General features: G+C 38.4%; 17 protein-coding genes. 7 read left to right on the top strand and 10 right to left on the bottom strand.

What is annotated here, in order from left to right:
• Positions 1-38: 38 nt before the first annotated feature.
• The 8 genes from purF to BEN71_RS08565 form a co-directional block, all read right to left on the bottom strand.
• Complete coding sequence (gene purF / locus BEN71_RS08600; protein ID WP_068974503.1) at positions 39-1,583, bottom strand: amidophosphoribosyltransferase; 1,545 nt, start codon at positions 1,581-1,583, stop codon at positions 39-41.
• Between the two features lie 24 nt (positions 1,584-1,607).
• Positions 1,608-2,201 carry a CvpA family protein gene (locus BEN71_RS08595; RefSeq protein ID WP_068974502.1) on the bottom strand — a complete coding sequence of 198 codons (594 nt, stop codon included), beginning with the start codon at positions 2,199-2,201 and terminating at the stop codon, positions 1,608-1,610.
• 1 nt (position 2,202) lies between these two features.
• On the bottom strand, positions 2,203-3,207 hold the full coding sequence (locus BEN71_RS08590) for a quinone-dependent dihydroorotate dehydrogenase (RefSeq protein WP_068974501.1): 1,005 nt from the start codon (positions 3,205-3,207) through the stop codon (positions 2,203-2,205).
• A gap of 89 nt (positions 3,208-3,296) precedes the next feature.
• Positions 3,297-3,776 carry a type II secretion system protein GspM gene (gene gspM / locus BEN71_RS08585; protein WP_068974500.1) on the bottom strand — a complete coding sequence of 160 codons (480 nt, stop codon included), beginning with the start codon at positions 3,774-3,776 and terminating at the stop codon, positions 3,297-3,299.
• Positions 3,776-4,918, bottom strand: coding sequence for a type II secretion system protein GspL (gspL, locus tag BEN71_RS08580; RefSeq protein ID WP_068974499.1), 1,143 nt, complete (start codon positions 4,916-4,918; stop codon positions 3,776-3,778). Before gspL ends, gspM begins: the two co-directional genes overlap by 1 nt.
• A 35-nt stretch (positions 4,919-4,953) precedes the next feature.
• Complete coding sequence (gene sixA, locus BEN71_RS08575; protein ID WP_068974498.1) at positions 4,954-5,409, bottom strand: phosphohistidine phosphatase SixA; 456 nt, start codon at positions 5,407-5,409, stop codon at positions 4,954-4,956.
• Between the two features lie 95 nt (positions 5,410-5,504).
• Entirely contained in the window at positions 5,505-6,578 is a 1,074-nt protein-coding gene (locus tag BEN71_RS08570; RefSeq protein ID WP_068974497.1) for an NAD(P)H-dependent glycerol-3-phosphate dehydrogenase, read from the bottom strand.
• 126 nt (positions 6,579-6,704) lie between these two features.
• Positions 6,705-7,280 (bottom strand): nitroreductase family protein, encoded by a 576-nt coding sequence (locus BEN71_RS08565; RefSeq protein ID WP_068974496.1) that lies wholly within the window; start codon positions 7,278-7,280, stop codon positions 6,705-6,707.
• 209 nt (positions 7,281-7,489) lie between these two features.
• Here BEN71_RS08565 and BEN71_RS08560 point away from each other — a divergent pair, with 209 nt between their 5' ends.
• A complete protein-coding gene (locus tag BEN71_RS08560; RefSeq protein WP_068974495.1) occupies positions 7,490-7,870 on the top strand; it encodes a hypothetical protein in 381 nt (126 codons plus the stop codon).
• A 401-nt stretch (positions 7,871-8,271) separates the two neighbouring features.
• Here BEN71_RS08560 and rhlB read toward each other — a convergent pair whose 3' ends face one another.
• Complete coding sequence (gene rhlB / locus BEN71_RS08555) at positions 8,272-9,423, bottom strand: ATP-dependent RNA helicase RhlB (RefSeq protein WP_068974494.1); 1,152 nt, start codon at positions 9,421-9,423, stop codon at positions 8,272-8,274.
• A gap of 107 nt (positions 9,424-9,530) precedes the next feature.
• Entirely contained in the window at positions 9,531-9,743 is a 213-nt protein-coding gene (locus tag BEN71_RS08550; protein WP_004822370.1) for a cold-shock protein, read from the bottom strand.
• A gap of 380 nt (positions 9,744-10,123) precedes the next feature.
• Between BEN71_RS08550 and BEN71_RS08545 the strand changes: the two genes are divergently transcribed.
• From BEN71_RS08545 to BEN71_RS08520, 6 genes are all read left to right on the top strand, one after another.
• Positions 10,124-10,366 (top strand): sulfurtransferase TusA family protein, encoded by a 243-nt coding sequence (locus tag BEN71_RS08545; protein ID WP_068974493.1) that lies wholly within the window; start codon positions 10,124-10,126, stop codon positions 10,364-10,366.
• A gap of 138 nt (positions 10,367-10,504) precedes the next feature.
• Positions 10,505-11,374, top strand: a complete 870-nt coding sequence (rpoH, locus tag BEN71_RS08540) for an RNA polymerase sigma factor RpoH (protein ID WP_068974492.1) — start codon at positions 10,505-10,507, stop codon at positions 11,372-11,374.
• A 169-nt stretch (positions 11,375-11,543) separates the two neighbouring features.
• Positions 11,544-11,909: a DUF423 domain-containing protein gene (locus BEN71_RS08535; protein ID WP_068974491.1), complete on the top strand. Its 366-nt coding sequence runs from the start codon at positions 11,544-11,546 to the stop codon at positions 11,907-11,909.
• Positions 11,910-11,954: 45 nt separating this feature from the next.
• Positions 11,955-12,152, top strand: coding sequence for a sulfur carrier protein ThiS (gene thiS / locus BEN71_RS08530; RefSeq protein WP_068974490.1), 198 nt, complete (start codon positions 11,955-11,957; stop codon positions 12,150-12,152).
• Between the two features lie 23 nt (positions 12,153-12,175).
• Positions 12,176-12,988, top strand: coding sequence for a thiazole synthase (locus tag BEN71_RS08525; protein WP_068974489.1), 813 nt, complete (start codon positions 12,176-12,178; stop codon positions 12,986-12,988).
• A gap of 102 nt (positions 12,989-13,090) precedes the next feature.
• Positions 13,091-13,747, top strand: coding sequence for a hypothetical protein (locus BEN71_RS08520; protein WP_068974488.1), 657 nt, complete (start codon positions 13,091-13,093; stop codon positions 13,745-13,747).
• The last annotated feature ends 35 nt before the right edge of the window (positions 13,748-13,782 follow it).

The raw sequence follows: 13,782 nt of genomic DNA, 5'->3' as shown, positions 1-13,782 counted from the left end.
GGAATTCCCCGCTTTTTCACACGAATCAAAATAGAAATTTACATTTCTTCTTTGATCCCACTCAAGTCTACAGATGAAGCATCGATATTCACATCAATATAACCATCTTTTTGCTTTTTCGCTGTATCGCTACGGCTATTTTCAAGATCGATGAGATATTGTTCATCAATATCGCCCGTCACATAAATACCATCAAACACAGAGCAATCAAACTCTTCTACCTCTGGTACTTTATGGGTTTTTACTGCCGCTTTTAAATCATCTAAGTCTTGGAAAATTAAACGGTCAGCACCGATAATTTCTTCAATTTCTTTGACACTACGATGTGATGCAATCAATTCTGCTTTGGCTGGCATATCGATACCATACACGTTTGGATATTTCACCATTGGTGCTGCTGAAGCAAAATAAACATTTTTTGCACCCGCATCGCGTGCCATCTGAATGATTTCATTACACGTTGTACCACGGACGATAGAGTCATCAACCAACAGTACATTTTTCCCTTTAAATTCAAGTTCAACAGGGTTTAACTTCTGACGTACAGATTTCTTACGTTGCTGTTGACCTGGCATAATGAAGGTACGACCGATATAACGGTTTTTCATAAAACCTTCACGGAATTTCACACCTAACACATTCGCTAACTCTAAAGCAGAAGTACGGCTGGTATCAGGGATTGGGATAACCACATCGATGTCATGCGTATCTCCCCATTCACGAAGAATTTTCTTCGCAAGGGTCTCACCCATTTTCAAACGTGCTTTATATACAGAAATTCCATCAATCGTTGCATCTGGACGTGCAAAATACACATACTCAAAAATACATGGACGATAGCGCGGATTATCAGCACATTGTTGAGAGAAGAATTCACCATTTGAATTGATAAATACCGCTTCACCAGGTGCAATATCACGCTCTACTTTAAAACCAAGTGCTGTAATCGCAACTGATTCAGAAGCAATAATATATTCTTTTTCACCATTTTCAGTTAAACGTGAACCGTAGATCAATGGACGAATACCATTTGGATCACGAAAGCCAACCAGACCATGCCCTGTGATCATCGCTACTACACCATAAGCACCTTTACAGCGCTCATGCACACGTTTTACTGTGTGGAAAATATCTTCAGGGGTCGGTGTTAAAGAAGCGCTTTTTTGCAACTCATGTGCAAAAACGTTTAACAATACTTCTGAATCTGAATCAGTATTCATATGACGTAAGTCAGTTTTGAATAAATCTTCATGAATATCTGGCGCATTGGTCAAGTTACCATTGTGCGCCAAAGTGATCCCATAAGGAGAGTTCACATAAAATGGCTGCGCTTCTGCACTGCTTGAAGAACCAGCAGTCGGGTAACGTACATGACCGATCCCATAATTACCCAAGAGCGCACGCATGTGGCGAGTATGGAATACATCACGCACCATACCGTTGTCTTTTCTTAAAAAAAGACGTCCATTATGACAAGTCACAATCCCAGCTGCATCCTGTCCACGATGTTGTAACATCGTCAACGCATCAAATAACATTTGGTTCACAGGTGATTTACCGGCTATACCAACGACTCCACACATAACTACCTCGCAGACCAGCTAGGACTAATAAAACGGATTCTTTGTTGAATGTTCTGACTTTTCATCATCTGACGCTTTAGATGATCGATCAACAGATTTCTCAGAAGCACCATCTGGACGGTCTTCTGAATGAATATGATGTAATGCTTCATTTGCGGCATCTTTTGAAATTTCAGTTGCCAAAGGTGCAAATGGTAAAAGCGTTTGAATAAATTTGGACTGTTTCCACGTTGGGGAACTTTCTACCCAAGGACCAAGTCCCTGCATAGTTATGAGGACGATGAAGAGACCTTTCAAGGTACCAAGGGCACCACCCGCTAAACGGTTCAAAGGTCCGAGTTTTAATGTCTTTAAAATTCTATTTAATAATGCTGTTGCTAACCAAGTTAAAACAATAATGACCAAGACAATAAATGCAAATGCTGCAATTTTTTGCACCACAGGATCCTGACTGAGTGCAGACATGGAAGGCGCGATGATATTGGCATATTTGGCACCCACAATCAGTGCAAAAATCCATCCTATCAAGTTCGCAAAGGCTTTAACAAATCCTTGTCGCAAACCGTTTAGCCCTCCGATGAGCAGTAAAATCAGTATAATTATGTCTAAGGTATTCATTTTAAGTCATAGCATCAACACAGTCTTTGATCAGCGTAGGACCAGTATAGATCATCCCACTATAAATTTGTACAAGGCTCGCCCCTGCTTGTTGCTTGGCAACAGCTTGCTCACCTGACAAAATCCCGCCCACACCAATTAATGGAACTTGACCTTTTAATTTCTTCGCAAAAGCAGCAAGACAGGCTGTGCTTTTTTCAAATACTGGTGCGCCAGATAAACCACCTGCTTCATCACCACATGGCAAACCTTCCACGCCTTCACGTGACAAGGTTGTATTGGTCACAATCAAACCATCAATTTTAAATTGCAATAATTGTGAAGCGATAAAATCAATATCTGAAGCCTCAAGATCTGGAGCAACCTTAAGTACTAGTGGTACATAATGCTGAAACTCTTCTGCCAATTCTAATTGACGATTTTTAAGCGTTTCGAGTAACTCTGTCAAAGCATGACCGCTTTGTAGAGAACGTAAATTTTTAGTATTTGGTGAAGAGATATTCACCGTGATATAAGATGCGTAGTTATATACTTTTTCTAAGCAAATCAGATAATCAGAAACAGCATCTTCAACAGGTGTTGACGCATTCTTACCGATATTAATCCCAAGAATACCTTTGAATTTAGATGCTTTGACATTCTCAACCAATTGATCAACGCCATCATTATTAAAACCCATACGGTTAATAATGGCTTTGGCTTGAGGAATACGGAATAAACGAGGTTTTGGATTACCTTCTTGTGGTTTTGGAGTAATCGTACCGATTTCGATAAAACCAAAGCCTAAACCTGCTAAGGCATCGATATAAGCACCATTTTTGTCGAGACCTGCGGCTAAACCGACTGGGTTTGGAAACTCAATTCCCATACAAGTGACAGGTTTTGCAGCTACAGTTTGACGCATTGCACCCAGTTTATGGGCAGATTTAAGCATGGACAATGTAACTTCATGTGCACGCTCTGGTGCTAAAGAAAACAACAAAGGGCGAGCAAGTGAATACAACATAGCTATAAAAGTCTACTGCTTTTTAAGTTGCCACATTATAGGCACAGTACGCTAAAAAGGCTATGCTTCTACTCGGTTTATTTTCACCACTACTGAACTGTCGCTGTTAATTTAATCTGACCACCGTCTTTCATCAATTCCAATTTTTCCAGACTCACGCCCATTTGTGCAATTTGCGTCAAAAAGTTTGCTAGTACCGCATAATTCTGATGCGATGCAACAATTTGAAACTGCTCACCGACCTGTTGCGAAGCGACAGAAATCCCTTGTTGTTGAGCTACTCTTTGGATTTTATCGGCTGTGGTCAGCGCCAAATCATCGGCAGGTTTCATGGTCACAACATTGCTTTGCATCCACACCACAAGATCTTTCATTTCATTGAGACGAACTTGCTGCTTTTCTGCTGCTTTATGGGTAAACCATAAAGCTGAACCAATCGCGACAACAATCAAAAAAATACTGGTAAAAATCACCATCACACGTTCACGAGTGGTCATTTTTTCTAAATTTTCAGATGCTTTCTCTGACCATGCATCCAATCGGTTTTGAAAATTTCCCATGCTTTTCATTATTGTATCTTCACCAAACCAACAACAGAGCCACCCTGTGTCTGAACATTGCCCAATTCCGCCTTAAAGCCTTGCTGATTCAATTGTGTTACTAAGGTTTGTAAAGCATCAGATGACTTCGCCACTAAGTCCATATTTAAAATAGCGGTATCATAATTGACACGATTGGCAATAATTTGATGTTGCATCAGAATAGGGCCAACACGGCTTAACAATTGCAAAGCTTGCGTATTTGCACCCTGACTCAGTGCCAATTTATTTTTAAACTGGCGCTCTACAGATTCTTCGGTAATACGCTGTTCATTTGGAAACCAATTTTTATATTGGTCTACTGCGATCAATGCCGTTTGATCTGCCAATTTTTTTAACTTAAACCAACGCAATCCATCATAGCTGAGTTGCACAATAATTAGTGCTACAAGAAGAACCGCGCACGCTTGCCAATAACGCGAAACACCCTCATTACTTTGTTTAGCTTTAGGCAACACATTATAAGGATGCTGTTTTGGCTTTTTCAGCTCAGTGAATTGATAATTAAATGACTCACGCTGATTCGTTTCTGCAATTGCAAATAAATTAGACACTTGTTCACTGGTTAAATCACTGTGTTTATATAATTTTTCACGATCTGCGAAATCTAAATATAAACCAAGATCATCTATCGAATTTCCCAACCATTCATTTTCACGAACAAGTAACTGACCATTAATATTGGCAAGAATGGTTTGCCCTGCTTCAGGCACAGGAAGCATTAAAAAGTCAGGCAATAACGAGACGATTTTTAAAGGAATCAAAGACAATGAATGCTGCATCGTGGTTACAGCATGATGATTAATCCCCAATACAGACACTTGATCAGGTTGTTGAAAATGTGAAAACACTTTCATCTGATCAATCGGCATGATCACATATTCTTCAAGTAAATATTTAAGACCATCCACACCCAATTGTTTATATTGTGCTTTGCTAAATTTTTGTTGAAGAATTTGCACTTCACGACTTGGAAAGAAAACAACGGCTTCCTCTCCTTGGTAAAGTTTAATGTCCTGTATTAATTGTTCTAGACTCGAAGAAGTCGTCCAATCCGTTCCTCGAGACCATTGCCAAACCCCATTGGCTTCAGGCATCCATAAGTACAACATTTATCGTTTTCTGCTCAGTTCTTTTAACAATGCTTTTATACAGTCGGAATAAAGGCTTTATTTTGTGTCGATAGACCATTTGCAATCACTGTTTGCTCATAAATTCGAGCTTCAGCCAAGGCAAAAGGATTGAAACTTTCATGTGTTAACTGTTCTGCGATATGCCCAACCACATTCATATGACAGACCACCACAATACGTTCAAATGGTAATTGTGACAACCATTCTATTGCAAGTTTTGCATCATCATCAGGTTTAATCTGATCACAAATCAATACTGATACATGTGGGAAATGCTTTTGGATATGTGCCAAAGTTTCTTGCGCACGTAGTAATGGACTGACAATAAAAACATCAGGATTCACATTTTCTTTTACAAACTCAGCAGTTTGTTCAGCTTGCTGATGTCCACGCTGTGTTAACGGACGTTTACTATCAATCCCATCCGTAGCAGGAGAAGCCTCACCATGACGAACTAAAGTCAGTTGCATAAATTTTCCTTTTCAATATCGCACAGATTATAACGAGGCTTTATGACAAATCCATTTTAAAATTAACAAAATATCAAAAAAATGTGGATGAATGCCTATACTTCATGATGTGGAAGAACAAACTCAACATCACTACGATGACCATTTTTCATCAAAGATACCGCAATATTTAGAGGCGGCGCACCTTCAAAAATGACTTCATACAATGCTTGAGTGATCGGCATATACACATCTAACTCTTTCGCACGTGTATTCACTTGGACAATCGTATTAATCCCTTCCGCAGTTTGCCCTAATTCTTTGGTCGCCTGATCTAAAGTTTTCCCAGAACCCAAAGCAAAGCCCACTTGGTAATTACGACTTAGTGGACTATTACAGGTTGCAAATAAATCACCTACACCAGATAACCCTAAGAAAGTTAATGGATTCGCACCTAGCTTCACCGCAAAACGACTCATTTCCGCCAAAGCACGGGTCAAAATCATACTCTTGGTATTTTCACCAACTTTATATGCTGCCGCCATACCCATTGCGACTGCATAAATATTTTTTAGCGCACCACCCAATTCAACCCCATGTACATCATCACTGCCAAACACACGGAACAAAGCACTGTGTAAAGCTTGTTGAACTGCATAACGAACCAGTTCAGAATCACTGGCAATTACAGTACCTGCGGGTTGACCTGCGACAATTTCTTTGGCTAAGTTCGGTCCAGACAATACACCATAAGGCACTTCTGGCAATTCTTCACGAATGATGTCACTCATAAAACTAAAGGTTTTTGCTTCAACACCTTTGGTTAATGATACAACTGCTTGAGCGCTAATAAATGGTTTAATCTGACGTAAAACATCACGGAAAGAATGACTTGGAATAGCGACCAGAATAATGTCACGATCACAAACAGCTTGTTCCAAATTCGAAACCGCACGCAATCCATCTTCAAGTTTAAAATCAGGTAAATAACGTTTATTCACATGAGTTGCATTGATTTCTTTGGCAATCGCTTCGTCACGAATCCAAATCATGGTATCGCAACCATTACGTACCGCTGTATTTGCCATTGCAGTACCAAAGCTTCCACCACCAAGCACGGTGACACGTAATGCTGTTTTTTTATCTATAGCAACAGGTTCAACCAAATCTTTAAACTGTAAATCTGACATTATTTTTATCCCAAAACTTTTAGCAATTTTTTAAACGAAGAATAATTAAATTTCTAACGATCTTTTGAAAAACAGTATCATCTTTTTTCACGATACTGCTATTTTCAACTTAACACGTAACAACCGCTATTTTGTCCAAAAATGAACATAGGGTTGAACATCTATTTCAGCACGTGGCGCAATGGCTTTGGCCGCTGTTCCAACATAGATCACAGCTGAAATTAAATCACGTTCAGTTAAACCAAGTGCTGATTTTAATAAATTCGATTCAACTACAGCGCCACTTCGCCACATCGTTGCAAAGCCTTGAGCTTGTAAAGACAAAAGGAAATTTTCAATCGCAGCGCCAGAGCTTAAAGTCTGTTCAAAGAAAGGAACTTTAGGATGGTCTTGGAATTTGGTTACTGCCAATACGATAATTGGTGCACGGAAAGGATGGTGTTTAACGCGCTCAATTTGCGCCGCATCCATCTCACCCAAATCTTGAACAGCTTGCGCCAATAACTCACCAAATGCCTCACGTTGCTCACCCTCCACAACGATAAATTGTGTTGGTTTTAAACGATGATGATCAGGTGCTGTTAATGCGGCATGAAAAGCAATATTCAATTGATCATGTGTAGGTGCAGGCTCAACCAAATGTCCAATAGATTGTCTTTGGTGAATATTGTCATGTACTGCTTGAAAATTTGATTCCGACATTGACCGATTATCTAATAAAGTTCATTTGTCTCAAGAGTACCACACTCTAAAAAGATTACGCTATCCTGACAAATGTTAAATTCACCTGTCCCAATTCATTCACAGTAAAACCATAAGAAAATGCAAATTTTTACAAGATTTCCTATATTTAGTCTAAACATTATGCTCAAATATTATAAATACTGTTGCATATTTAAATAGGAAACAAGATGAAAAAAATTTCAGCAATTGCATGTTTATCTAGCATCGTTTTTGTTTTAACAGCGTGTACATCAAATCCTACAAAAACACTCGCAATCCAAAATGCCAATAACCAATACGAAGTTACTGGCTTGGGTAAAAGCCAAGTGATTGCTAAAAATAATGCGATTACTGCGGCCAACAGTACCTGTGGTAAAAAAGCAGCACCGATCTTAGTCGATGAAAAGAATGAGTATAATGGTGCATTAAAAGGTGTATTTGATGAGCAAACTGGGAAAATGATCACCGCTGCGGCAGGTGTGATTGGCTCAGTAATTGGTAAGAGTAATGGTATTGAAAAAGATACAGACTACCAAACCAAGTTAACGTTTACATGTAAAGCGAATTAACTGATGTTACGCAGTAGCATTAAAAACTTATTTTGATCTCAATGAAATTTGATACGCGTTAACGTCATCCGCAATGTGTTTGAGGCAGGGCTACATCTATAAGTTAATGTTTCTGCGAGTTATCAATCAAAAGATGGTAGTTGACGAGTTTTGCGGTGAGGAGCAATGCTCCGCAAGGTGGTTTTCTTGCGAAGCTTCGCTTCTCATTTTCCGAAACAAAAGTGTGGTCGAGCCGAAGGCTTACCACTAAATCTAAACTTTGGATGTAAGACTCCGCCAAGTAAGTTTTAAAACGATTCTGTTCTTTTGAAGTGCGTAACATCAGTAATTAATACTGACAGATAAAAAATCCCCTTAGATCAAGGGGATTTTTAAATCATTTCAATAAATAATGCGTTAAATTAACAATAACCTTCCAAACGAGTTAATGGTAATTTTTGACCAATCGCTTTCTCAATGGTTGGTAAATTAAATGCATCATCTTCAGATAAGAAACTAATACTCACACCTTGAGAACCAGCACGACCTGTACGACCAATACGATGCACATAATCATCCGACTGTTCAGGCAAAGTGAAATTCACGACATGTGAAACACCATCCACATGAATACCACGACCTGCGACATCCGTTGCGATCATGATGTTATGCTTACCATTTTTAAATTGGTCGAGCATTTTAATGCGTTTATCTTGCGCAATCTCACCTGACAGCATCACCACTTTATAACCATCTGCTTTTAAATGGTCATAAAGTTTACGCACTTGGTCACGACGGTTGGCGAAAATCATGACTTTTTCAATCGGTTCATCCGCTAAGATTTCACGTAGTAGACGATATTTATCTTTTTTCTCAACCACATAAACACGCTGTTCAACATCAGCATTGGTTTTCTTTTCAGGCTCAATTTCAACCGTTACAGGTTCAAACAACCATTGTTGTGCCAGATTTAAAACATCATAACTAAATGTTGCGGAGAACATTAAAGTCTGACGTTGTTCTTTACGAGGTGAAAAACGCACAATACGTTTTACTGATGGAATAAAGCCCATGTCCAATAAACGATCGGCTTCATCAATGACTAAAAACTCAATTTGATCAAGCCAAACTTCTTTTTGTTCTGTGAAATCAATCAAACGACCTGGTGTCGCCACCAAAATATCAACAAAACCTTGATCTAATTGTTTACGTTGCTTATCAAAATCTACACCACCGACCAAGGTCACAACATTGAGGTTGCTAAACTTTACTAAATCTTTTGCATCATTTTCGATCTGGATCGCAAGTTCACGTGTCGGTGCAAGAATCAAAGCACGCGGTTCACCACGGAAACGTTGTTCTTTTACAGGGTTAGTTAACAAATCATTAATAATACTGACTAAAAAAGCGGCAGTTTTCCCCGTACCTGTTTGCGCTCGACCAATTGCATCATGACCTGCCAAAGTATATTTCAATACTTTTTGTTGAATCGGGGTCATTTCTTTAAACCCTAAAGCATCAATCGCTTGTTTAAGTTGCGGATGTAAATTAAGGGTTTCAAAACCTGATGACATAAATACGAGCTCTAACTGTAGGCACTTTAAATTGCGACCATTATAAACAAAAAACGCCCCAATTTATAAAAAATTGGAGCGCTACTTAAATTTTTAAAAATTTAAGATTAGTCTAAAGGCTGAACTTCTTCAGCTTGAAAACCTTTTTGACCTTGAACTACGCTGAATTCAACGCGTTGACCGTCACGAAGTGAACGGTGACCGTCACCTTGAATAGCACGGAAATGAACGAATACGTCATCACCGCCTGCGCGTTGGATAAAGCCGAAGCCTTTAGTGTCGTTGAACCATTTAACTACGCCTTGTTCACGAGCTGTCATAAGTTAATCCTCAGTTATAAAGAAAAAGGGACCACCCGGTGTTGCAAACAGCAGAGTAAACAAAGTTTTAAAATATTTTGTAATTTCAAAGCTTGTAATCATTCTGTAAAACTATTAACAAAATCCCGGTTACATCCATTTGTAATAGGGTTAAAAACAACAATTGTTTCTGATAAATCCTAAATACGCGATGAGCTTAACATGGGTTTATGACAATTAATAGAATTTTTTTTGATAATTATTTTCAATTTCAAGACTAATTTTTAAACAAGCGCATATATTGATTTTTATTTCGAAGGAATTCGATAAATAACTTGGGCTATATAACGAACTTTGTTAGAATTTTAGTCCTTACATTATGGTGTATGTTTGAAATACGAATGACTGAGCTTTTAGCGAATGAAATACCTGTAGAAATAGATAGTATGGGTAAACCCTGTCCGATGCCACTATTGATGTTGAAAAAGCAACTCAAGAAAAGCAATGGTAAACAGTTGTTACTTTTAAAATCCTCAGACCCACATAGTGAGATCGACATCACTCGATATTGTGAGATTCACCATATTTCATGTCAATTGACTAAAGTATCTGTGCAAGAATTCCATTACTTAATTGAATCTTAAATATTTTCGTTTAAAATTCATTTTTGCAAATTTGCATAAAAATTTACATTTAGATACCCAAATTTCCTTACTTATGTAGACTATTCGAATTAAGATGAATGCATTGGTAATACAACTAAATTCCTATAAGGAGAACTCATGAGTGACAGCAGCAATCAGTTGATGCCCCTGTCCTTGTCTGCACCTGGCGTTAACTTAGGTGCTTATATCAGCACTGTAAATCAAATTCCAATCTTGACAGCCGAGCAAGAAAAAGAGTTGGCTGATCGTTATTTCTATGATCAAGATTTAGATGCTGCAAAAATGTTGGTGATGTCTCACTTACGTTTTGTGGTACATATTGCCCGCAGTTATGCAGGTTATGGCTTGCCACAAGGTGACTTAATCCAAGAAGGCAATCTCGGATTAATGAAAGCAGTTAAACGTTTTGACCCCAATATGGGCGTGCGTTTAGTGTCTTTTGCCGTACATTGGATCAAAGCTGAGATTCATGAATATGTGATTCGCAACTGGCGTATTGTTAAAATTGCCACAACCAAAGCACAACGTAAACTGTTCTTTAATTTACGTAGTTTAAAAAAGTCGAGCAAAAAACTCACTTTAGAAGAAGCAAAATCGATTGCCAATGATTTGAATGTAACACCTGAACAAGTGTTGGAAATGGAAGGTCGTTTAACCGCTTATGATGCTGCTTTTGAAGCGCAAGGTGATGACGATGATGAAGGTTCAACCCATGTTGCGCCTGCATTATACCTTGAAGATAACCGCTACGACCCTGCACGTTTGATCGAAGAAGAAGATTACGAAGAACAAAGTACCAATGCCCTACATAGCGCAATGGAACAACTAGATGATCGTTCTCGTAATATTCTACAGCGTCGTTGGTTAGATGATGATAAGTCAACTTTGCATGAACTGGCTGCTGAATATAATGTTTCTGCTGAACGTATTCGTCAGTTAGAGAAAAATGCCATGGATAAAATAAAAGTGGCAATGTCATCAAATTAATCTGGCATACATTTTGATTCAATTTTTAATAAAGGGGCTTATGCCCTTTTATTTTGTTCAAAAATTTATAAAACACGAGTATGAAAGTTTTATTCTGTGTAGATTTAGCCTTATTGATTGAAAAAAATTATGTTATGGTTATGCGCAAATTTATGTAGATGACTGACCGATGTGGATTGCAATTTCAGCATTGAACTTAGCCTTTGCAGTAGCCTTAGGTGCTTTTGGTGCGCACGGTTTAAAAGCACGGGCAACCGAAATCCAACTTTCATGGTGGCATACTGCAACTGATTATTTCTTCTATCATGCACTTGGTCTATTGGCATTTGGAATACTCAGTAAAGTTGTTCCTCAGTTACCAATAAAACTTAGCTTTATTTTGATTCAGATTGGAATTTTCTTTTTCTGTGGTTCGCTTTATATCATGGCACTTGGCTTACCACGTTTCCTTGGTGCAATCACGCCAATTGGTGGTGCTTTGATGATCGCTGGTTGGCTCGTGCTTGCTTGGAATGCGTTTAAATACGCAAAATAAGTTGATATTTTCAATCTACAATTTGCACACTGAAATGGAATATATATGCAAATTTTCTTAAATGGTGAGCCTCAAGATACCTCTTGCCAAAACCTATTACAGCTCATTCAGGAATTGTCTTTAGAAGGCAAACGCTTTGCAGTAGAAATGAATGAAATGATCATTTCCAAAAGTAAACTCGAGCAAACGCAACTTTCTGACAAAGATCGTATTGAAATTATCCATGCTGTCGGTGGCGGCTAATTCGGCTAAAAATGGGGAAAACCATGCAAGACCTTTCCAATTCACTGAATCACCAAGACTCTCCTCTCATTATTGGTTCACGTACTTTTCAATCTCGTTTGTTGGTTGGAACGGGAAAGTACAAAGACATGCAAGAAACGGATTTAGCGATCCAAGCCAGTGGTGCTGAGATCGTGACCGTAGCGATTCGTCGTGTCAATATCGGGCAAAACCCTGATCAACCAAACTTGCTTTCTGTCATCCCACCTGAAAAATACACCATTCTTCCAAATACAGCAGGTTGTTTTGATGCCAATAGTGCTGTGCGTACGTGTATGCTCGCACGTGAACTTTTAGATGGTCATAACCTTGTAAAACTTGAAGTTTTGGGTGATGAAAAAACACTTTATCCGAATATCACTGCGACTTTAGATGCTGCACGCACATTGATTGATGATGGTTTTGAAGTCATGGTGTATACATCAGATGATCCAATTGTCGCACAAGAACTTGAAAGCATGGGTTGTGTTGCCATTATGCCTTTGGGGAGTTTGATTGGTTCTGGCTTAGGTATTTTAAATCCGCATACCATTTCGATCATTAAAGAAAATGCGAAAGTTCCTGTTTTAGTCGATGCAGGTGTCGGTACGGCTAGTGATGCTGCGATTGCAATGGAACTTGGCTGTGATGGTGTGTTGATGAACACGGCGATTGCTGCTGCGCAAAACCCTATTTTAATGGCATCTGCCATGAAAAAAGCAGTTGAAGCAGGTCGTGAAGCCTATCTTGCAGGTCGTATGCCTCGCAAACGTATGGCAAATGCAAGCTCGCCTGAAACAGGTTATTTCTTTAAGTAATCTTTTATTTGTCTTTGTAATGACACTATTTAGGCTGCTTCGGTAGCCTTTTTAATCAGTCAAGTTGAGTTTAAAATAATTCATAAATGACCGAGATCGACCATGATAAAAATAATCACAACACTATGTATCGCCAGTATTCCCTCTTTTTCAATGGCAAAACAAATCCCAACGCAATTGCAAAAATTTGTTCCTCAGCATTGGGAAATTATCACGCAGACTAATGGTGATTTAAATTCAGATGGTTTGATGGATACCGTAGTCATTATTCAACCCAAAAACCATAAGATGATGGACAGAAAATTATTGGTATTGATAAATAAAGGCAATGTTTTACAGCAAATACTCGTTAAAAAAATTCCAGAATGGACCTATCGTGATGATGAAAATTGTATTGCTGATGCACTAGATGAGTACAGTGTAAAAATTAATAAAAATCTTTTAGACATAACCTTTCATGGCATGAATAGCTGTTCAAATTGGTATGGTGATTCATGGGCATATCGCTTCAAGCTTTCCAATGAACAATTTAGACTTATTGGCTTTGAATATTGGTTTGCATATAAAACTGATGGCAAGGCAACCCGCCATAGTGGTAATTTTCTAACTCAAAAGTTAAAAACTACAGTCTATAATGAATTCGATGATCAAGTAAAACCTAAAATAACATGGAAGAAATTATCACCAATATCACCAAACACTTTAGAAAAAATTCAATTTAAAGATGATCAAAACTTTTTGAAACAAATGATAAAATGACAGGCAGATAAAGACTAAACTTATTCCCATAAAAA

Source organism: Acinetobacter wuhouensis, assembly GCF_001696605.3.
GTDB classification, from domain to species: Bacteria; Pseudomonadota; Gammaproteobacteria; order Pseudomonadales; family Moraxellaceae; genus Acinetobacter; species Acinetobacter wuhouensis.
This window is presented reverse-complemented; position numbering and strand designations above follow the sequence as displayed.